At 70.5% G+C, this 18,518-nt stretch carries 17 protein-coding genes and 3 pseudogenes; 8 read left to right on the forward strand and 12 right to left on the reverse strand.

Annotated elements, in window-relative coordinates:
• Positions 1 to 94: 94 nt before the first annotated feature.
• Together SACPADRAFT_RS0204785 and miaB are read right to left on the reverse strand one after the other, a co-directional pair.
• The gene (locus tag SACPADRAFT_RS0204785) at positions 95 to 589 is read right to left on the reverse strand and encodes an Rv2732c family membrane protein (protein WP_007024175.1); all 495 of its coding nucleotides are present in this window, start codon (positions 587 to 589) and stop codon (positions 95 to 97) included.
• Positions 589 to 2,085, reverse strand: coding sequence for a tRNA (N6-isopentenyl adenosine(37)-C2)-methylthiotransferase MiaB (gene miaB / locus SACPADRAFT_RS0204790; RefSeq protein WP_007024176.1), 1,497 nt, complete (start codon positions 2,083 to 2,085; stop codon positions 589 to 591). The genes SACPADRAFT_RS0204785 and miaB overlap by 1 nt, the downstream gene beginning before the upstream one ends.
• 350 nt (positions 2,086 to 2,435) lie before the next feature.
• On the opposite strand from miaB, the gene SACPADRAFT_RS0204795 reads away from it, so the two are divergent.
• The 4 genes from SACPADRAFT_RS0204795 (at position 2,436) to SACPADRAFT_RS0204810 (ending at position 5,769) form a co-directional block, all read left to right on the forward strand.
• Positions 2,436 to 3,164: an amino acid ABC transporter ATP-binding protein gene (locus SACPADRAFT_RS0204795; RefSeq protein WP_198048269.1), complete on the forward strand. Its 729-nt coding sequence runs from the start codon at positions 2,436 to 2,438 to the stop codon at positions 3,162 to 3,164.
• Between the two features lie 76 nt (positions 3,165 to 3,240).
• Complete coding sequence (locus tag SACPADRAFT_RS0204800; RefSeq protein ID WP_007024178.1) at positions 3,241 to 4,158, forward strand: glutamate ABC transporter substrate-binding protein; 918 nt, start codon at positions 3,241 to 3,243, stop codon at positions 4,156 to 4,158.
• 106 nt (positions 4,159 to 4,264) lie between these two features.
• Positions 4,265 to 4,912 carry an amino acid ABC transporter permease gene (locus SACPADRAFT_RS0204805; RefSeq protein ID WP_007024179.1) on the forward strand — a complete coding sequence of 216 codons (648 nt, stop codon included), beginning with the start codon at positions 4,265 to 4,267 and terminating at the stop codon, positions 4,910 to 4,912.
• Entirely contained in the window at positions 4,909 to 5,769 is an 861-nt protein-coding gene (locus tag SACPADRAFT_RS0204810) for an amino acid ABC transporter permease (protein WP_007024180.1), read from the forward strand. The genes SACPADRAFT_RS0204805 and SACPADRAFT_RS0204810 overlap by 4 nt, the downstream gene beginning before the upstream one ends.
• A 125-nt stretch (positions 5,770 to 5,894) precedes the next feature.
• Here the strand turns inward: SACPADRAFT_RS0204810 and SACPADRAFT_RS0204815 are convergent, their stop codons facing one another.
• The 4 genes from SACPADRAFT_RS0204815 to SACPADRAFT_RS0204830 all read right to left on the reverse strand — a co-directional run bounded on the left by SACPADRAFT_RS0204815 (position 5,895) and on the right by SACPADRAFT_RS0204830 (position 9,830).
• Complete coding sequence (locus tag SACPADRAFT_RS0204815; RefSeq protein ID WP_007024181.1) at positions 5,895 to 6,650, reverse strand: succinate dehydrogenase/fumarate reductase iron-sulfur subunit; 756 nt, start codon at positions 6,648 to 6,650, stop codon at positions 5,895 to 5,897.
• On the reverse strand, positions 6,647 to 8,572 hold the full coding sequence (locus SACPADRAFT_RS0204820; protein ID WP_007024182.1) for a fumarate reductase/succinate dehydrogenase flavoprotein subunit: 1,926 nt from the start codon (positions 8,570 to 8,572) through the stop codon (positions 6,647 to 6,649). The genes SACPADRAFT_RS0204815 and SACPADRAFT_RS0204820 overlap by 4 nt, the downstream gene beginning before the upstream one ends.
• Positions 8,573 to 8,695: 123 nt before the next feature.
• A complete protein-coding gene (locus SACPADRAFT_RS0204825) occupies positions 8,696 to 9,505 on the reverse strand; it encodes a hypothetical protein (protein WP_051442389.1) in 810 nt (269 codons plus the stop codon).
• Between the two features lie 31 nt (positions 9,506 to 9,536).
• Complete coding sequence (locus SACPADRAFT_RS0204830) at positions 9,537 to 9,830, reverse strand: hypothetical protein (protein WP_007024184.1); 294 nt, start codon at positions 9,828 to 9,830, stop codon at positions 9,537 to 9,539.
• A gap of 245 nt (positions 9,831 to 10,075) precedes the next feature.
• On the opposite strand from SACPADRAFT_RS0204830, the gene edd reads away from it, so the two are divergent.
• From edd to SACPADRAFT_RS0204845, 3 genes are all read left to right on the forward strand, one after another.
• The gene (gene edd / locus SACPADRAFT_RS0204835) at positions 10,076 to 11,962 is read left to right on the forward strand and encodes a phosphogluconate dehydratase (protein ID WP_007024185.1); all 1,887 of its coding nucleotides are present in this window, start codon (positions 10,076 to 10,078) and stop codon (positions 11,960 to 11,962) included.
• Complete coding sequence (gene eda, locus SACPADRAFT_RS0204840) at positions 11,959 to 12,606, forward strand: bifunctional 4-hydroxy-2-oxoglutarate aldolase/2-dehydro-3-deoxy-phosphogluconate aldolase (protein WP_007024186.1); 648 nt, start codon at positions 11,959 to 11,961, stop codon at positions 12,604 to 12,606. The genes edd and eda overlap by 4 nt, the downstream gene beginning before the upstream one ends.
• Positions 12,607 to 12,712: 106 nt before the next feature.
• Positions 12,713 to 14,167 (forward strand): lipase maturation factor family protein, encoded by a 1,455-nt coding sequence (locus SACPADRAFT_RS0204845; RefSeq protein WP_007024187.1) that lies wholly within the window; start codon positions 12,713 to 12,715, stop codon positions 14,165 to 14,167.
• Between the two features lie 335 nt (positions 14,168 to 14,502).
• On the opposite strand, the gene SACPADRAFT_RS0204850 is transcribed toward SACPADRAFT_RS0204845, so the two are convergent.
• From SACPADRAFT_RS0204850 to SACPADRAFT_RS0204860, 5 genes and pseudogenes are all read right to left on the reverse strand, one after another.
• Complete coding sequence (locus SACPADRAFT_RS0204850) at positions 14,503 to 14,997, reverse strand: regulatory protein RecX (protein ID WP_007024188.1); 495 nt, start codon at positions 14,995 to 14,997, stop codon at positions 14,503 to 14,505.
• Positions 14,998 to 15,010: 13 nt separating this feature from the next.
• Positions 15,011 to 15,508: a hypothetical protein gene (locus tag SACPADRAFT_RS34380; RefSeq protein WP_407690013.1), complete on the reverse strand. Its 498-nt coding sequence runs from the start codon at positions 15,506 to 15,508 to the stop codon at positions 15,011 to 15,013.
• A 171-nt stretch (positions 15,509 to 15,679) separates the two neighbouring features.
• A pseudogene (locus SACPADRAFT_RS34385) lies at positions 15,680 to 16,540 on the reverse strand (intein-containing recombinase RecA); the annotation flags it as partial.
• A pseudogene (gene recA / locus SACPADRAFT_RS34390) lies at positions 16,532 to 17,146 on the reverse strand (recombinase RecA); the annotation flags it as partial. The pseudogenes recA and SACPADRAFT_RS34385, both read right to left, overlap by 9 nt.
• Positions 17,147 to 17,467: 321 nt before the next feature.
• Entirely contained in the window at positions 17,468 to 17,662 is a 195-nt protein-coding gene (locus SACPADRAFT_RS0204860) for a DUF3046 domain-containing protein (protein ID WP_007024190.1), read from the reverse strand.
• Between the two features lie 57 nt (positions 17,663 to 17,719).
• On the opposite strand from SACPADRAFT_RS0204860, the gene SACPADRAFT_RS34300 reads away from it, so the two are divergent.
• The gene (locus tag SACPADRAFT_RS34300; RefSeq protein WP_007024191.1) at positions 17,720 to 17,842 is read left to right on the forward strand and encodes a hypothetical protein; all 123 of its coding nucleotides are present in this window, start codon (positions 17,720 to 17,722) and stop codon (positions 17,840 to 17,842) included.
• A 34-nt stretch (positions 17,843 to 17,876) separates the two neighbouring features.
• Here SACPADRAFT_RS34300 and SACPADRAFT_RS0204870 read toward each other — a convergent pair.
• A pseudogene (locus tag SACPADRAFT_RS0204870) lies at positions 17,877 to 18,518 on the reverse strand (Hsp70 family protein); the annotation flags it as partial.

An 18,518-nucleotide genomic window follows, 5' to 3' on the forward strand; every position in this document is an offset into this window, starting at 1 on the left:
GGAGGCCGTGGCGAACCGCTGACGCGGACCTCGCGGAGTCGACCGGTGCGGCGGTGACCGCCGGGGGCGGGCCGGCGTCCGGCCCGCCCCGTGCTCACGGCCGGGACCAGGCCAGTCGCATCCACTGCGCGGCGAGGACCACCATGGCGACGGTGGAGAGCACCAGTCCGATTCCGGGCCCGCCCCCGGCGACGTCCGGGGCGGTGGCGGACTGCTGTGACCAGATCGCCAGGATGCCGTCGACGGAGGCGAACCAGCCGCCGACGGCGCAGACCCAGGTCAGCCACCAGCGCCGGGTGGCGAGCGCGACGGCGGAGGCGAGGACACCGAAGCCGGTGGCGGTCGCGGCGAACAGCTGCGGGATCGCGTCGGCACGTCCGAGCAGCACCTGCCACCCCGCGAACCCGTCGACCCAGGGCAGCACGAGTCCGATCAGGAGCACGAACACGGTCACGGCCACGCCGAACCCACGCCTGCCGAACTCGACGGTCTTGACGGCCCGGTCCAGCGCCGCCTCCGCGTCGGCGGCCAGGTGGCCCAAATCGTTCCCGCGGTGCTCGTGGTCGCTGTCCGGCCTCGCCCCGTGCATCACGCGCACCCCCCGTCTCCGCAGGTTCCCGCGGGCTCCGGCTCGGTCCGGGGCGTACCGAAGGACGGCAGTCCCAGCCCCACGCCCCGGGTCTTCGGCCGCAGTCCGGCCTCGACGTTGTCCCCCGCCGCGGTCCGGCGGTGGGACAGCAGGTCGGCGTCGGCGACCAGGTGGTGCGGGGCCGCGTAGGTGACCGTGGTCTCCACGACGTCCCCGGGCCGCACCTCCCGGTCCACCGCCCCACCGGACGGGGTGAAGTGGACCAGCCTGCCGTCCCGCGCGCGACCGCTCATCCGGTTGGTCTCGGCGTCCTTGCGTCCCTCGCCGACGGCGACGAGCAGTTCCACCTTGCTCCCGACGAGGGCCCGGTTCTCCTCCCAGGCGATCTCGTTCTGCAGTGCCACGAGCCGCTCGTAACGTTCCTGGACGACGTGCTTCGGGACCTGGTCGGCCATCCCGGCGGCGGGTGTGCCGGCGCGCGGCGAGTACTGGAACGTGAAGGCGCCGGAGAACCGGGCCTTCCGCACCACCTCGAGCGTGGCCTCGAAGTCCTCCTCCGTCTCCCCCGGGAAGCCGACGATGATGTCGGTGGTGATGGCCGCGTCCGGCATCGCCGCCCGCACCTTGTCCAGGATGGACAGGAACCGGCTCGACCGGTACGACCGGCGCATGGCCTTCAGCACCCGGTCGGACCCGGACTGCAACGGCATGTGCAGCTGGGGGCAGACGTTCGGGGTCTCGGCCATCGCGTCGATCACGTCGTCGGTGAACGCCGCCGGGTGCGGCGAGGTGAACCGCACCCGCTCCAGTCCGTCCACGGAGCCGCACGACCGCAGCAGCTTGCCGAACGCGTACCGGTCGCCGAACTCGACGCCGTAGGAGTTGACGTTCTGACCGAGCAGGGTGACCTCGGAGACCCCCTCGGCCACCAGCGCCTCGACCTCGGCGAGGATCTCGCCGGGCCGCCGGTCGCGCTCCTTGCCGCGCAGCGAGGGCACGATGCAGAAGGTGCAGGTGTTGTTGCACCCCACCGAGATCGACACCCAGCCGGAGTACGCCGACTCCCGCCGCGCGGGCAGCGTCGACGGGAACGTCTCCAGCGATTCGAGGATCTCGACCTGCGCCTCGTCGTTGTGCCGGGAACGTTCGAGCAGCGTGGGCAGCGCGGCGATGTTGTGCGTGCCGAACACGGCGTCCACCCACGGCGCGCGGCGGACGATCTCGCCGCGGTCCTTCTGCGCCAGGCAGCCCCCGACGGCGATCTGCATGCCGGGCCTGCTCCGCTTGCTCGCCCGCAGATGCCCCAGGTGACCGTAGAGCTTGTTGTCGGCGTTCTCCCGCACCGCGCAGGTGTTGAGCACCACGAGGTCCGGCGCGTCACCGTCGGTGGCCGGCCGGTAACCGGCGTCCTCCAGCTGGCCCGCGAGCCGCTCGGAGTCGTGGACGTTCATCTGACACCCGAAGGTGCGGATCTCGAAGGTCTTGCTACCGCTCACCGGGTCTCCTGGTGCGCGCAGGCCGACAGGTACCTCTCCAGGGTAGGCCAGGCAGGTCGCGCCGCCGCACCGGCTCCGGCGGCCCCGTCGGCCCCGGCGCCGCCGCGGAGATCCCGCGTCTACGCCGTTCGGGCGTTCCGTCGCGCCGCCGGATCCGGTAAAGGTTCGGACACGTCTGCGCGAGTCTCTTCACGAGGTGCGGGCATGGACACGTATGGTGTCGTCCCGGCTCGAAACCCGTGCCCTATTGCCCTGAAGGTGTGAGCACCCGGTGTTACCCGTGACAGCCCGCGACCCGTGGCGTGCCGAGTGATGGAGGTCTGATGAGCACCGCGACGTCCGCACCGCCGATGATCAAGGCGGCGGCGGTCAACAAGCACTTCGGCGACCTGCATGTGCTCCGGGACATCGACTTCGAGGTCCCGCGCGGGCAGGTCGTGGTGGTCCTGGGCCCGTCCGGATCCGGCAAGTCGACCCTATGCCGGGCCATCAACCGTCTGGAACCCGTCGACTCCGGGGAACTCGCCGTCGACGGCGAGCCGCTGCCCGCCGAGGGGCGCGCGCTCGCCGCGTTGCGGGCCGACGTCGGCATGGTGTTCCAGCAGTTCAACCTCTTCTCCCACAAGACGATCCTGGACAACGTCACGCTCGGGCCGATCAAGGTCCGGAAGACCCCCGCGTCCGAGGCCCGGCAGCAGGCGATGGAGCTGCTCGACCGGGTCGGTATCACCGACCAGGCGGACAAGTATCCCGCCCAGCTCTCCGGTGGCCAGCAACAGCGGGCGGCGATCGCGCGGGCGCTGGCGATGCGGCCGAAGGTCATGCTGTTCGACGAGCCCACCTCCGCGCTCGATCCGGAGATGGTGCAGGAGGTCCTGGACACCATGACCGAGCTGGCCGACGAGGGCATGACGATGCTCGTGGTCACGCACGAGATGGGGTTCGCGCGCCGGGCCGCGCACCGTGTGGTGTTCATGTCCGACGGCGAGATCGTCGAGGATTCCACGCCCGAGGAGTTCTTCACCGCGCCGACGTCCGAGCGCGCGCGGGACTTCCTTGGCAAGATCCTGACCCACTGACCTCCGGCGGCGCGCGCCGCCGTCGTGGAAGCCGGGGCGGCACGGGCCGTCTCAACCGGAAAGAGGAGAGGTGCACATGAGAATCCGCACCCTGGCGGCCGGTGTGCTGGCCGCGGGTCTCGTCCTGAGCGCGTGCGGCAAAGAGGGTTCGCCCGCCGACAACGGAGAGGGCGGCGGCGGGGGCGACGGCGACAACGCCGCCGCCTCGCTGAGCTACGAGGTCGCCTCGGACGTCACCGTCGAGGGCTCGCCCGCCTTCCAGACGATGACCGACCGGGGCAACCCCATCGTCGGGGTGAAGGAGGACCAGCCGGGCCTCGGCGAGAAGGACGCCATGACCGGCGAGTTCAGCGGGTTCGACATCGAGATCGCGCGGATGGTCACCGCCCGGCTCGGCTTCGACCCCGGCGACATCGAGTACAAGGTCGTGCCCTCGGCCGGACGTGAGCAGGCGCTGGTCAACGGCGACGTGGACTACTACGTCGGCACCTACACGATCAACGACAAGCGCAAGGAGCAGGTCGACTTCGCCGGCCCGTACTACGTCGCGGGCCAGAGCCTGCTGGTGTCCGCGGACAACGAGGACATCCAGAGCAAGGACGACCTGCAGGGCAAGGCGGTCTGCTCGGTCAGCGGCTCGACCCCCATCCAGCGGGTGCGGGAGCAGGGCCTGACCGAGAACATCGTCGAGCTGCAGACCTACTCGCAGTGCGTCACCCAGCTCCACCAGGGCGAGGTCGACGCGGTCACCACCGACGACGCGATCCTGCTCGGCTACGCCGCCCAGGAGCCGGACGCGCTGAAGGTCGTCGGCGACACCTTCTCCGACGAGCCGTACGGCGTCGGCCTGCCCAAGGGTGACGACGCCCTGCGGGAGAAGGTCAACGACATCCTGCAGGACGCCATGGACGACGGCACCTGGCAGGAGATCTACGACGCCACGCTGGGCAAGTCCGGCATCGAGGCGGAGATGCCCACCATCGAGCGGTACTGACGCCCACGGCGCCCGTTCCGGTCCGGTCACGGTCCACCCCGACCACGGCGGTGGGCCGTGACCGGACGTGTGCCCGACCCCCCGCCCGATCTCCCCCGAGGGAAACATGGACGTTCTGCTGGACAACCTCGACCTCTACGGTCCGGGCTTTCTCAACACCCTCGAGCTGTTCGCCCTCGCGGCGGTCGGCTCGCTGGTGCTGGGCACCGTCCTCGCGATGCTGCGGGTCTCGCCGGTGCCGATCCTGCGGGCCGCCGGGGCCACCTACGTCACCCTGTTCCGCAACACGCCCCTGACGCTGCTGTTCTTCTTCTTCGCCTTCGCCTACCCACTGCTGGACATCGTCGACCTGTCGTACTTCGCCGCGGCGGTCGTCGCGCTGACCGTCTACACCTCGGCGTTCGTGTGCGAGGTGGTGCGGTCCGGTATCAACACCGTCCCGGTCGGCCAGGCCGAGGCGGCGCGCGCCGTGGGGCTGACCTTCGGCCAGATGCTCGGCCAGGTGGTACTGCCGCAGGCCACCCGCTCGGTGGTCCCGCCGATGGTGAGCACGATGATCGCGTTGCTGAAGAACACCACGATCGCGGCCGGCTTCTCCGTCGTCGAGGCCGGCGCGATCCAGAACTACCTCTCCGAACGCGGCTACAGCGTCATGGTGGGCCTGCTGTGGGTCGCGCTCGGGTTCGTGATCCTCGTCGTCCCGATGACCCTGCTGCAACGCAGCCTCGAGAAGCGCTGGAGCGTGGCCCGATGAGCGCGGTCCTGTACGACGTCCCCGGCCCGAGGGCCCGCGCGCGGCACCGCGTGTACGCCGTGCTCGGCGTGCTCGCGCTGGTGTCCTTCGTCGGCTTCGTGGTGTACCAGTTCGCCGACGCGGGCCAGTTCGACGGCGGGATGTGGGAGTGGATCCTCTACGAACACGTCCAGCTCCAGCTTCTCGGGGCTTTGGGCAACACCCTGCGGGCGTTCGCGGTGGCCGCCGTGCTGGCACTGGCCTTCGGCGCGATCTTCGCCGCGGGCAGACTGTCCGACCACGCCGCCGTGCGGGTCCCGGCCACGATCATCGTCGAGTTCTTCCGCGCCGTGCCGCTCGTGGTGATGATCTTCTTCTTCTACTACGGGATCGGGGTGGGCGAGCCGTTCCACTCGGTGGTGTTCGGGCTGACGCTCTACAACGGCTCGGTGCTGGCCGAGGTCTTCCGCGCCGGGGTGCTGTCCCTGCCGACGGGCCAGGGCGAGGCCGCCTACGCGATCGGGATGCGCAAGACCCAGGTGATGCGGTCGGTGCTGCTGCCCCAGGCACTGCGCGCGATGCTGCCCGCGATCATCAGTCAGTTGGTCGTGCTGCTCAAGGACACCGCACTGGGCTTCCTCATCACCTACGAGGAGCTCCTGCGCTACGCCCGTTACCTCGGTGGGGTCGTCGACTTCGACCGGCCGCTGGTCCCGGTCACCCTCGTGGTGGGCGCCATGTACATCGTCATGTGCCTGGCACTGACCGGCCTGGCGCGGTACCTGGAGTCCCGCAACCGCCGCAACCGCAAGGCCCCCGACCCGGAGGTCACGCGCCGGACCGAGGACACGGTCCGCGAGCACGAACCCCTGGAGTGACCGCACCCGGCGCGCCTGACGTGGTGCCGTGAAGGACTCCCTGCCTGCGCTTGGTGCCGTGAAGGACTCCTTCACGGCGTCACACGCAGCGAAGGAGTCCTTCACGGCACCACCGGGGTGCGGGATCAGCTGCCCTTGCGGCGGAAGATCTTGTCGCCGAGCCAGACGAGGGGGTCGTAGCGGCGGTCGGCGACCCGCTCCTTCATCGGGATGAGCGCGTTGTCGGTGATGTGGATGTTCTCCGGGCACACCTCGGTGCAGCACTTGGTGATGTTGCAGTAGCCGAGCCCGTGCTCGGTCTGCGCCTCGTCACGCCGGTCGGCGACGTCGAGCGGGTGCATCTCCAGCTCGGCGATCCGCATGAGGAACCGCGGCCCTGCGAACGCGGACTTGTTCTCCTCGTGGTCCCGGATCACGTGGCAGACGTCCTGGCACAGGAAGCACTCGATGCACTTGCGGAACTCCTGCGACCGGTCGACGTCCTCCTGGGCCATCCGGTACTCGCCGGGCGCCAGGTCCGGCGGCGGCGCGAACGCCGGGACCTCGCGGGCCTTGGCGTAGTTGTACGACACGTCGGGAACCAGGTCCCGGATCACGGGGAACGTGCGCATGGGGGTGACCGTGATGACCTCGCCCTCCTCGAAGATCGACATGCGGGTCATGCACAGCAGCCTCGGCCTGCCGTTCACCTCGGCCGAACACGAGCCGCACTTGCCCGCCTTGCAGTTCCACCGCACCGCCAGGTCGGGCTCCTGGGTGGCCTGCAGCCGGTGGATCAGGTCCAGCACGACCTCGCCCTCGTTCGCCTGGACGGTGTAGTCCCGCAGCTCGCCGGAGTCCTCGTCGCCCCGCCAGACGCGGAGGGTGGCCTCGTAGCTCATGTCACGGCATCCTTTCCCCCGTGCGCGGTCAGTTCGTCGGCGGTGTAGTACTTCTCCAGCTCGGAGAGCTCGAACAGGTCGAGCAGGTCGGCACGCATCGGCTCCTGCTGCTTCGCCTCGACGGTCACCTCCGGCACCACGGCGGCCTCGTCGTCCCGCGCCGTGCACACGAGCAGGGTGTTGCGCCACCGGGCGTCCATCGCCGGGTGGTCGTCGCGGGTGTGCCCGCCCCGGCTCTCGGTGCGCCGCAGCGCCGCGCGGGCGACGCACTCGCTGACCAGCAGCATGTTGCGCAGATCCACCGCCGTGTGCCAGCCGGGGTGGTACTCGCGGTCTCCCTCCACCGTGACGCCCGGAAGCCTCCCGCGGATCCCGTCCAGCGCCTCGAGGGCCTTCTCGATCTCCTCGGCCGTGCGGATGATGCCCACCAGCTCGTTCATGCACTGCTGCAGCTCGGCCTGCACCGCGTAGGGGTTCTCCCGCCGTACCCCGTCCCGTGGGCCGTCGAACGGCGCCGACGCGGTCCGCTCCGCCATCGCGACGTCCACCTCGGAGACCTCCGGCCACCGGTCGAGCGAGTCGACGTAGTCCGCCGCCCCGAGCCCGGCCCGCCGTCCGAACACCAACAGGTCGGACAACGAGTTGCCCCCGAGCCGGTTCGACCCGTGCATCCCGCCCGCGCACTCCCCGGCGGAGAACAGCCCGGACACACCCGCGCGGGCCGTGTCCGGGTCCACCTCGATCCCACCCATCACGTAGTGGCAGGTCGGGCCGACCTCCATCGGTTCCCGGGTGATGTCCACATCGGCCAGTTCGCGGAACTGGTGGTACATCGACGGCAACCTGCGCCGGATCTCGTCGGCGGGCAGCCTGCTCGCGATGTCCAGGAACACCCCGCCGTGCGGCGACCCACGCCCCTCCTTGACCTCGGTGTTGATCGCCCTGGCGACCTCGTCCCTCGGCAACAGGTCGGGGGTGCGCCGGTGGTTGTCCGGGTCGGCGTACCAGCGGTCGGCCTCCTCGGCGCTCTCGGCGTACTGCCCCTTGAACACGTCCGGCACGTAGTCGAACATGAACCGCTCGCCCTCGGAGTTGCGCAGCACCCCGCCGTCCCCGCGGACGCCCTCGGTGACCAGGATCCCGTTCACGCTGGGCGGCCAGACCATGCCGGTCGGGTGGAACTGCACGAACTCCATGTTGATCAACGGCGCACCCGCGCGCAGCGCCAGTGCGTGCCCGTCGCCGGTGTACTCCCAGGAGTTCGACGTGACCTGGAACGACTTGCCGATGCCGCCCGTGGCGAGGACCACGGCCGGGGTCTCGAACAGCACGAACCGGCCGGAGGCCCGTCGGTAGCCGAACGCGCCGGCGATCGCGCCGTCCTGCTTCAGCAGTTCGGTCACCGTGCACTCGTCGAACACCCGGAGCTTCGCCCCGTGGTCGCCGTGGGCGGCGAAGTCCTCCTGCTGCAGCGAGACGATCTTCTGCTGCATGGTGCGGATCAGTTCCAGCCCGGTGCGGTCGCCCACGTGCGCCAGGCGGGGGTAGGTGTGCCCGCCGAAGTTGCGCTGGCTGATCCGGCCGTCGGTGGTGCGGTCGAACAGCGCGCCGTAGGTCTCCAGCTCCCACACCCGCTCGGCGGCCTCTTTCGCGTGCAGTTCGGCCATCCGCCAGTTGTTCAGGAACTTGCCCCCGCGCATGGTGTCGCGGAAGTGCACCGCCCAGTCGTCGTTCGGGTTCACGTTGCCCATCGACGCCGCGCACCCGCCCTCGGCCATCACGGTGTGGGCCTTGCCGAACAGCGATTTGCACACCACCGCGACGCTCAGCCCCCGCTGCCGCGCCTCGATCGCGGCACGCAGACCCGCACCCCCGGCACCGATCACCACCACGTCGTAGCTGTGCCGTTCGACCTCGGTCATCGAAATGTGCCACCTCTGGTTGTCGGCACCGGCGCCCCGGTGCGGATTCGGCCACCGGCGCCCCGGTGCGGATTCTTCCACCGGCGCCCGGTGCGGATTCTTCCACCGGCGCCCGGTGCGGATTCAGTTGACGAAACGCAGGTCCGGGATGGTGCCGGTGGACACCAGCCACACGTACAGGTCGGTGATCACCAACGAGGCGAGGGTGACCCACGCGAACTGCATGTGTCGGACGTTCATCCGGCTGACCCAGGTCCAGATCCGGTACCGGACCGGGTTCCGGGAGAAGTGCTTGAGCCGCCCGCCGGTGACGTGTCGGCACGAGTGGCAGGACAACGTGTACCCCCACAGCAGCACCACGTTGACCAGCAGGATCACGTTGCCGAGCCCGAAGCCCAGCCCGCGTTCGCCGTCGAAGGCGAGGATCGCGTCGTAGGTGTTGATCAGCGTGATGACGAACGCCGCGTAGAAGAAGTACCGGTGCGCGTTCTGCAGGATCAGCGGGAGTCGGGTCTCGCCGGTGTAGCGGTCGTGCGGTTCGGTGACCGCGCACGCGGGCGGCGCGAACCAGAACGAGCGGTAGTACGCCTTGCGGTAGTAGTAACAGGTCAGGCGGAAGCCGAGCAGGAACGGCAGGGAGAGGAACGCCAGCGGGATGAAGCCGGGCAGCTCCCCGATCGGGGTGCCGAAGTGGCTCGACCCCGCCACGCAGGAGTCGCTGAGGCAGGGCGAGTAGAACGGCGTCAGGTAGTGGTTCTCGGTGTCCCAGTACCCCTCGCGCATGAACGACCGGACGGTCGCGTAGACGACGAAGGCGGCGAGCCCGAGCGCGGTGAGCAGTGGCGGCAGCCACCACCGGTCGGTGCGCAGGGTACGCCCACCCGGGGTGGGCCCGGCGGGCCGCGCCCCGGCCCGGTGCGGTGCGGTGTTCACGGAGTCGGTCACGGATGCCTGCCCGGGCCGGTCAGTGCTGGTCACGCTGATGACCGCCCACGCCCTCGTCGTCCGCACCCTTCCACAGGTCCGGGTCGTACGGCGTGTCCGGCACGGGCACCACGTCGGTCCGCCCGGCGGAGCGGCCCCGGGCCGGCACGGGCGGCGTCTGCGCGAGATCGCCCGCGTCGATGTCGAGCCGGTCGACGTCGTTGGCGATCCGGCGGACCGCGGCCGCCTCGCCGTAGCGTGACCGCAACGCACCGACGCACTGTCTGAGCTGGCCGATCGCCCGGCGCAGCTCGCTCAGTTCCGCACTGGACATGCTCACCCTCCGAGGTCGTTGTCCCACCGGTCGCTGCCGACAGCGCCGACTCTGCCTCGACACGGGACGTGTGACAAGTCACAACCCGCGCGTGTCCCGCGTGATCGGGATCACTCATCTTGCCCTACTTAATCGATTTTGTGCGCGCCGAGCTCGACTGTATCGTGTCAGTGATCCCACGGCCGCGAGCGCCAGTGCCGCCGTCCGCTGCCTGTCCTGATCACAATGAGCGACCGGGAGCGCCGTTGACCTCTCTCCATCCCGTCCTCGCGGACGTCACCGACCGCATCGCCCGCCGCAGCGAGACCACCCGCCGGGACTACCTCGACCGGGTCGCCGCCGCCGCGGCGGAGGGGCCCGCCCGGGCGGGCCTGGGCTGCAGCAACCTCGCGCACGGTTTCGCCGCCTGCTCCGGCACCGACCGCACGGCACTGCGGGGGTTGCGCAAGCCGGGAGTGGCGATCGTGTCCGCGTACAACGACCTGCTGTCCGCGCACCAACCGCTCGGCACCTTCCCCGAACGGATCAAGCAGGCCACCCGGGAGGCCGGGGGCGTGGCCCAGTTCGCCGGCGGCGTGCCCGCGATGTGCGACGGCATCACCCAGGGCCGCACCGGGATGGAACTGTCCCTGTTCAGCCGGGACGTGATCGCGATGGCCACCGGCGTTGCGCTGTCCCACGAGATGTTCGACGCCGCGCTGCTGCTCGGTGTGTGCGACAAGATCGTGCCCGGGCTGCTCCTCGGCGCGCTGTCGTTCGGGCACCTGCCCGCCGTCCTCGTCCCCGCGGGGCCGATGACCTCGGGCCTGCCCAACCGGGAGAAGGCCCGCGTCCGGCAGGACTACGCCGAGGGCCGGGCCACCCGTGCCGACCTGCTCGACGCCGAGGCCGCCTCCTACCACTCCCCCGGCACCTGCACCTTCTACGGCACCGCCAACTCGAACCAGCTCGTGGTCGAGGTGATGGGCCTGCACCTGCCGGGATCGAGTTTCGTGCACCCCGGCACCGACCTGCGCGACGCGCTGACCGAGGAGGCCGCCCGCCGGGCGGTGGAAATCTCGCGGGGCGAGGAGTACACCCCGCTCGCCGAGGTGATCGACGAGCGCGCCGTCGTCAACGGCCTCGTCGCGCTGTTGGCCACCGGCGGGTCGCCCAACCACACGCTGCACCTGGTGGCCGTCGCCGCGGCCGCGGGCATCGAACTGACCTGGGACGACTTCGCCGACCTCTCGGCGGTCGTGCCGCTCGTGGCCAGCGTCTACCCGAACGGCAGCGCCGACATCAATCACTTCCACGCCGCGGGCGGCGTCCAGGTCCTCGTCGGTTCCCTGCTCGACGCCGGTCTGCTGCACCCGGACGTGCGGACCGTGGCCGGGGACGGTCTGCACCGCTACCGGTCCGAACCCGTCCTCGACGACGGGCGGCTCACCTGGCGCGAGGTCGAGACCCGCAGCCTGGACGAGGACGTGCTCCGGCCGCCGCACCGGCCGTTCGCGCCGGAGGGCGGCCTGCGGGTGGTGGACGGCAACCTCGGCCGCGCCGTGGTCAAGGTCTCCGCCGTCGCCCCCGAACACCGCGTCGTGCGGGCACCGGCACGGGTGTTCACCACGCAGGCGGAGTTCGACGACGCCTTCCGCGCGGGCGAGCTGGACCGCGACGTCGTGGTGGTACTGCCGCACCACGGGGCCCGCGCCCGCGGGATGCCGGAACTGCACGGCCTGATCCCCGCACTCGGCTCCCTGATGGACCGGGGACACCGCGTCGCACTCGTCACCGACGGACGCATGTCCGGCGCCTCCGGCAAGGTCCCGGCGGCGATCCACCTGAGCCCGGAAGCCGCCGACGGACCCCTGGCGCGCGTGGCCGACGGGGACCTCGTCCACCTCGATGCCGACGCCGGACGGCTGGACCTGCACGTGGACCCGGCCACCCTCGCCGCCCGCACCCCCTCCGACCCGCCGGACGAACACACCTGGGTCGGCACGGGCCGGGAACTGTTCCACGCCCTGCGCCGCTCCGTCGGCACACCCGAACAGGGCGCGAGCGTGTTCACGCCCGCGGCGGTCCCGAGCCCCGCGGGGAGCGGCACGGGGAACACCGCGGGGAACGGCACGGAGAGGAGGACGGCGTGAACCGGGACGGATCTCCCACGCTCGACCCCCGGAAGCTGCTCGGCCTGTCCCCGGTCCTGCCGGTGGTCGTGCTGGACGACGCCGACGACGCCGTGGCCACCGCACGCGCCCTGCTGGCGGGCGGGGTCGGCGTCATGGAGGTGACCCTGCGGACCCCCGCCGCACTGGAGGCGATCACCCGGATCCGGCTCGAAGTGCCGGACCTCGTCGTGGGTGCGGGGACCGTCACCCGTCCGGACCAGGCCGACCGTGCCGCACACGCCGGTGCGACGTTCCTGGTGACCCCGGGTCAGACCGACACGTTGCTGGACGCGGCCGTCGCCACCGGGCTGCCCGTCCTGCCCGGGGTGGCCACGGTCTCCGAGGCGCTGCGGGCGGCCGAGCGGGGGCTCGACACGCTGAAGTTCTTCCCGGCCGAGGCGAGCGGCGGCCCCGCGGCACTGTCGGCCTTCGCCGGACCGTTGCCGGACCTCCGGTTCTGTCCCACCGGAGGGATCACCCCGGACAACGCCGTGCGGTACCTGGCACTGCCCAACGTCGACTGTGTCGGCGGCACCTGGCTCACCCCGGCGGACGCGATCGCCGCCCGTGATCTCGGCAGGATTGAGACACTGGCACGGGAGGCCACCACGCCGACCACCTGAATCGGGCCACACCGGCCGGCCCGGCGGGGGACACGGCGTGAACCACCACGGGGATCACCGGGTGGATCGTCGTGTGGACCACCGCGAACGGGAGGGGGAACGTCCGGTGCACTGGGACTGGTTCACCGCCGACGGGTACTGGGCGTCCCGCCTGGTGTTCCAGAAGCTGCTGGCCGCGATCTACGTGGTGGCCTTCGTGTGCGCGGGGAACCAGTTCCGGGCACTGCTCGGCCGGCGCGGCCTGCTGCCCATCCCCGAGTTCCTCCGCCGGGTCTCCGCCCGCGAGGCACCCAGCCTGTTCCACTGGCACTACAGCGACCGGTTCTTCGCCGTCGTCGCCGGGACCGGGATCGCGGTGTCGGCGGCGTTGCTGCTCGGTGCGGCCGACCGGGTCCCGGTGTGGGCAGCCCTGCTGCTGTGGGCGGTGCCGTGGGTGCTCTACCTCTCGATCGTCAACGTGGGCCAGGCCTGGTACTCGTTCGGCTGGGAGTCGCTGCTGCTGGAGGCCGGGTTCCTCGCGATCTTCCTCGGTCCCGCGCACACCGCCGTACCGCTGCCGATCCTGCTGCTGCTGGTGTGGTTGCTGTTCCGCGTGGAGTTCGGCGCGGGGCTGATCAAACTCCGCGGTGACCGGTGCTGGCGGGACCTCACGTGCCTGCACTACCACCACGAGACACAGCCCATGCCCGGCCCGTTGAGCTGGTACTTCCACCACGCACCCGGCTGGGCGCACCGGGCGGAGGTGCTGGCCAACCACGTCGCACAGCTCGTCGTACCGTTCGTCCTGTTCGCACCGCAGCCCGCGGCGACCGTGGCGGCCTGCCTCGTCCTGGTCACCCAGGGCTGGCTCGTGCTCAGCGGGAACTTCGCGTGGCTGAACGTGCTGACGATGGCGCTCGCGGTGCCGGTGATCGACGGTCGGCTGTGGCCGTGGGCACCGCCGGAACCCCCCGCCGACCCGTCGCTCTGGTACGGCGCGGTGGTCCTCGCGGTGACCGCGTTCGTCGTCGTGCTGAGCTACTGGCCGGTGCGCAACCTGATCGGCCGCGGACAGGTCATGAACACCACCTACAACCGGTGCCACCTGGTCAACTCCTACGGAGCATTCGGCAGCGTGACCCGGGACCGCTACGAGGTCATCATCGAGGGCACCGCCGACGCCCACCTCGGCGACGACACGGTCTGGCGGGAGTACGAGTTCAAGGGCAAGCCGGGCGACCCGTACCGGAGGCCGCCGCAGATCGCGCCCTACCACCTCCGACTGGACTGGATGCTGTGGTTCGCCTCGCTGTCCTCCCGCTACGGGGGCCGGTGGCTGCCCGCGCTGGCGACCCGGCTCCTCGACGGCGACCCCACCGTCCGCCGCCTGCTGCGGCACGACCCCTTCGACGGCGAACCACCGCGGTTCCTCCGCGCCCGGCTGTTCCACTACCGCTTCACCACCCGCACCGAACGCCGCGAGACCGGCGCCTGGTGGGTCCGGGAACCGGTGGGCACCGTGCTCCGCACCAGTCGCCTGGCCCCCGACGGCACCCCCATCCCGGTCCCCCTCCCCGACTGACCCCCCCGCGAGTCGACACCCCGAACCCGCGAGTTGCCCTTCCAGCCCCGCGAGTTGACGTTCCAAGACCGCGAGTTGACGTTCCGGTCCCGCGAGTTGACGTTCCAGCCCTTCGAGCCGGCATCCGGACCGCGAGGCTCCTGGTGAGGCCCGGTGGTGCGTGCGCGGGAACGCAGGAGGGTCGGTCCGCACGAGGTGTCGATCCGTCCGCGCCAGCTGTGGACCCGTGGGCGCGAAATGTCGACTCGCCGGCATGGGGCGTCAACCCATGGGCGTGAGGTGTCGACTCGTGGGCGTGAGGTGACGACTCGCCTGCACGAGGTGACGACTCGCGGTCAGGGGTCGGTGAGTTCGGTGCGGACGACCGAGTGGGACAGGCCCTCCGGGTAGCCCTTGCGGGCCAGCATGGCGAGCAGGCGGCGGGTGGCCTTCTGCTCGTCCACACCGGTCATCGTGCGCAGCTTCTTGCGGACCAGTTCCCGTGCGCGCTGCTCCTCCGACTCCTCGTCGATCTCGTTCGCCGCCTCGGCGGCGACCTCGGCGTCCACACCCTTGCGTTTCAGTTCGGCCACCAGGGCGCGGCGGCCCAGGCCCTTGTGGGTGTGCCGCGACCGCACCCACGTCTCGGCGAAGGCCGCGTCGTCCACCAGCCCGGCGTCGTCCAACTTGGCGAGCAGGCTCCCGGCGATCTCCTCGTCACAGCCCTTCCGCGCCAGCGCCTGCCGCAGTTCCTCCCGGGTGCGGGGACGGGCGGCCAGGAGGTCGAAACAGACCTCTCTGGCCTTGCGCCGCGCCTCCTCCGGCGGCAGATCCGCCATCGACTGCGCCATCAGCGGCCGGTCCCTAGAATTCGGCCGACGCCGGCTCGTCCGTCGACTCGGCCTCGGCCTTGGCGCCGACGCCCAGCTTCTCCTTGATGCGCTTCTCGATCTCGTTCGCGACGTCCGGGTTGTCCCGGAGGAACCGGCGCGCGTTCTCCTTGCCCTGACCGAGCTGGTCGCCCTCGTAGGTGTACCAGGCGCCGGACTTGCGCACGATGCCCTGATCCACCCCCATGTCGATCAGCGAACCCTCGCGGGAGATCCCGACGCCGTAGAGGATGTCGAACTCGGCCTGCTTGAACGGCGGCGCGACCTTGTTCTTGACCACCTTCACCCGGGTGCGGTTGCCGACCGGCTCACCGCCGTCCTTCAGTGTCTCGATCCGGCGCACGTCCAGCCGCACGGAGGCGTAGAACTTCAGCGCCTTCCCACCGGTCGTCGTCTCCGGGCTGTTGTGCACCATGACCCCGTCGACGAAATAGTTGTGGTTCCCTTCGACCTCGATGTCGAAGCGGTGCATCGACCGGGTCGCCGGCTTCGTGTGGATGTCGAGGACCCGGGCGGGCGTCGGCCGCATCCGCGGCTCGACGAACTCCGGCCGAACGGAGCACCGTCCCCGCAACCGGGGCAGCAGCTTGTACTCCATCGACGCCGGCACGTACGGGGCTATCATCTCCTGGAACCGCTCGGTCGCCGCCGTCGAGAAGCGCAGGACCGCCATTCCCCGAGCACCGCGGTAACCGAGCTGTACGTCGAGGTCGTAGCTGTCCCGGAGGTGGTTGAGCAGCCGGGTCCTGGTGTCGGTTCCCATCGCCTCGACGCAGATCTCGATCCGGCCGCTGCCCCCCTCGGTGCGTTGCTGCGCACCTTTCGAGCGCATCGTGAAACTGCCGTCGTCCAGGTACCAGACCGCGAGCGCCAGTGGAGTCAGCGCCTTCAGGTAGTCCCAGGAGAGGTGCTTCCTGCCGTCACCGAAGTAGACCGCGCGACGGATCTCGGCCAACTCCGGGAGTGGTGTGAAGTCCGCGAACGAGGCGCCCTTGTCGTTCGCGGACCTCGTGCAGGCAACATTGTCCAGCAGCGACACCTTCCAGTCGAGATATTCCGTCTGCTGCGCGCCGTGCCCCATCCGAAACCGCACGCCCGAACGGTTACGCCGATTCGGGGAGATGCTCCCGTCACCCATCAGGGACCCGAGCACCAGCTGCCACTGCTGTTCCGACAGAACTTCCTTCTCGTTCGCCATCACCCGGTCACCAGGGCTCAACTCACCCGCGTGCCGCCATCCACCGGGTGTCCGGACGAGGTGGTTCTCCGTCGCGGCGAATTGGGCACGGCCGTTGCCTCCGGATTTCTCCACCGTGAATTGGAGAAACTCCTCAGCAGGCCCGTTGTCGAACCAGTTGACGACCTTACGCGGAACCACGCGGTCCGCGTCGGGATCGTACGAGAGGACCTCGACCGGGAGTTTCTGGTTGACGATCTTCCCGATCTTCTCCTGACTTCCGTCGGCCAAAGTCACCCGCGTGGAGTAATTGAAACACCCGAACATCACACCGACTTTTTCGCGGAGTTGGTTGATGAAGATGGCGGTGGTTCCGGAATTGTGCAGTGCGCCGGTGATCTTGCGGAGTGCCTGGCTCATCAGGCGGGCCTGCAGCCCCACGTGCGAGTCGCCCATCTCGCCCTCGATCTCGGCGCGGGGCACCAGCGCGGCGACCGAGTCGATCACGACGACGTCCAGGGCGCCGGAGCGGATCAGCATGTCCGCGATCTCCAGCGCCTGTTCCCCGGTGTCCGGCTGGGACACCAGCAGGGCGTCGGTGTCCACGCCGAGCACCTTCGCGTACTCCGGGTCCAGGGCGTGCTCGGCGTCGATGAACGCCGCGATGCCGCCGCCCTTCTGCGCGTTGGCGACGGCGTGCAGGGCGACCGTCGTCTTACCGGAGGACTCCGGCCCGTACACCTCGACCACACGGCCCTTCGGCAGTCCGCCCACGCCGAGGGAGATGTCCAGCGCGATGGCCCCGGTCGGGATGGCCTCGACCGGCGGTCGGGTGTCCTCGCCGAGCCGCATCACCGAGCCCTTGCCGAACTGTTTGTCGATCTGCGCGATGGCGAGATCGAGTGCCTTGCCCTTGTCCGGCGCTGCTGGCATGGAAATCCACCTCATTGACTGCTGGCTGGTTGGCTGCCGTCCCCGGCCCGCCTCCGGTACCCGGAAGCGGCCGGACGACCGTGTGGCGTCACCCCGGGAGGCCGTGGTGTCGGGTCCGACGGTACGGGGCCCGTCCGACAGTTTCGACGCCGCGACCGCCACCTTGTGGACCGACGGCTGCCTGTGGACAACCACCCTAGACGAACACCTGTTCGACGTCGAATCGACACACCGGCATGGTAGGCTCTCGCGCTTCTCTCCGCCCACCTCCCGTCCCCGCGGAGCGCGGGGTGGGAGCGGCCGGCCACGTGGCGGGGCCGGTCAGCGCCGTTCGGCGGGGATGTCGAACTCCGCGCACACCTGACGCCAGATCTCCTTCGGGGAGACACCCTCGTCCAGGGCCCGCTCGATCGTGCGCCCGCCGAGGCCGCTGAGGACGTGGTCGGCGGACAGCGTCTCGGCCCGCGCGGCCCCGAACTCCTCGGCCATCAGCCGCCGGAAAACCGTGATCCGCATCGGCTCCAGGGTAGTCCGGCTGCGGCAGGGTCCCCGCCCCCGCCGTACGGTGAGGACATGCTGCTCGCACAGGAAGCGTCCGAGCTGGGCTCACTGGCTCTGCGGCTCGCCTCGATCGCCGTGGTGGTGTCCGCGCTGATCGTTCTGATCATCACGGTGCGCAACAACCGGCGGAAGTGACGGCCGGCCCGCCCGGTTCCCGGGCGGGGGCCGGTCACTCACCGGGCTGCACGGTGCGCTCGAAGTAGTCGGCCATCTCGTCGGGCGAGGTCGGCTCACCGTCCCCGTCGACGTCGAGCTGGTACACGAAACCGGCCACCGGCCGGTCCGGCACGGTGAACACCAGCACCGACGCGGTCCTCCCCGACGTCGCGGCGTAACTGCCGTCCAGCGCGTTGCCCCGCCAGTTCGCGCGGACCTGTTCGAGGCCACCCGTGCGGGTCAGCAGGGTCTGGGTAGACCGCTCGACCGCGTCGTCGGCACGGCCGTGCAGATACGTGATCTGCGCACCCGGCAGTCCCGGGGCGGAGCAGGTCACGCTCGCGCCGAGTTCCGACTCGTCGATCGCGGCGGCCGCGGGCCCGGTTCCCGTGCCCGGCTCGCAGTCCGCACCCTCCGGCAACGTTCCCGCGAGCTGGCGCAGGCATCCGGTGAAACCCTGCGCGTCCACGCTGCCCGGCTCGGTGCACTCGGCCGCGGTGTAGGTGGTCACCGTGGGCCCGGCGGTGAGCCACAGGACCGCCCCGACACCCGACCCGATCGCGACCACCCCGATCGCCGAGCCGACCAGCCACCTCGTCCGGCCGCCACGACGGGCGGGCCGGACGGGTCCGGACGGCGGGTGGGTGGGGCGCGG

The organism is Saccharomonospora iraqiensis subsp. paurometabolica YIM 90007 (assembly GCF_000231035.2).
In the GTDB taxonomy this organism is placed as follows: domain Bacteria; phylum Actinomycetota; class Actinomycetes; order Mycobacteriales; family Pseudonocardiaceae; genus Saccharomonospora; species Saccharomonospora paurometabolica.

Bases quoted from the DNA above. Each gene is read 5' to 3' on its own strand.
- SACPADRAFT_RS0204805 (WP_007024179.1), top strand. From the start codon at position 4,265: ATGGACGTTCTGCTGGACAACCTCGACCTCTACGGTCCGGGCTTTCTC.
- SACPADRAFT_RS34380 (WP_407690013.1), bottom strand. From the start codon at position 15,508: ATGCACCGCTTCGACATCGAGGTCGAAGGGAACCACAACTATTTCGTC.
- SACPADRAFT_RS0204820 (WP_007024182.1), bottom strand. From the start codon at position 8,572: ATGACCGAGGTCGAACGGCACAGCTACGACGTGGTGGTGATCGGTGCC.
- SACPADRAFT_RS34300 (WP_007024191.1), top strand. From the start codon at position 17,720: ATGCTGCTCGCACAGGAAGCGTCCGAGCTGGGCTCACTGGCTCTGCGG.
- SACPADRAFT_RS0204795 (WP_198048269.1), top strand. From the start codon at position 2,436: ATGATCAAGGCGGCGGCGGTCAACAAGCACTTCGGCGACCTGCATGTG.
- SACPADRAFT_RS0204860 (WP_007024190.1), bottom strand. From the start codon at position 17,662: ATGCGGATCACGGTTTTCCGGCGGCTGATGGCCGAGGAGTTCGGGGCC.
- SACPADRAFT_RS0204850 (WP_007024188.1), bottom strand. From the start codon at position 14,997: ATGGCGCAGTCGATGGCGGATCTGCCGCCGGAGGAGGCGCGGCGCAAG.
- SACPADRAFT_RS0204785 (WP_007024175.1), bottom strand. From the start codon at position 589: ATGCACGGGGCGAGGCCGGACAGCGACCACGAGCACCGCGGGAACGAT.
- SACPADRAFT_RS0204810 (WP_007024180.1), top strand. From the start codon at position 4,909: ATGAGCGCGGTCCTGTACGACGTCCCCGGCCCGAGGGCCCGCGCGCGG.
- SACPADRAFT_RS0204815 (WP_007024181.1), bottom strand. From the start codon at position 6,650: ATGAGCTACGAGGCCACCCTCCGCGTCTGGCGGGGCGACGAGGACTCC.
- SACPADRAFT_RS0204800 (WP_007024178.1), top strand. From the start codon at position 3,241: ATGAGAATCCGCACCCTGGCGGCCGGTGTGCTGGCCGCGGGTCTCGTC.
- SACPADRAFT_RS0204830 (WP_007024184.1), bottom strand. From the start codon at position 9,830: ATGTCCAGTGCGGAACTGAGCGAGCTGCGCCGGGCGATCGGCCAGCTC.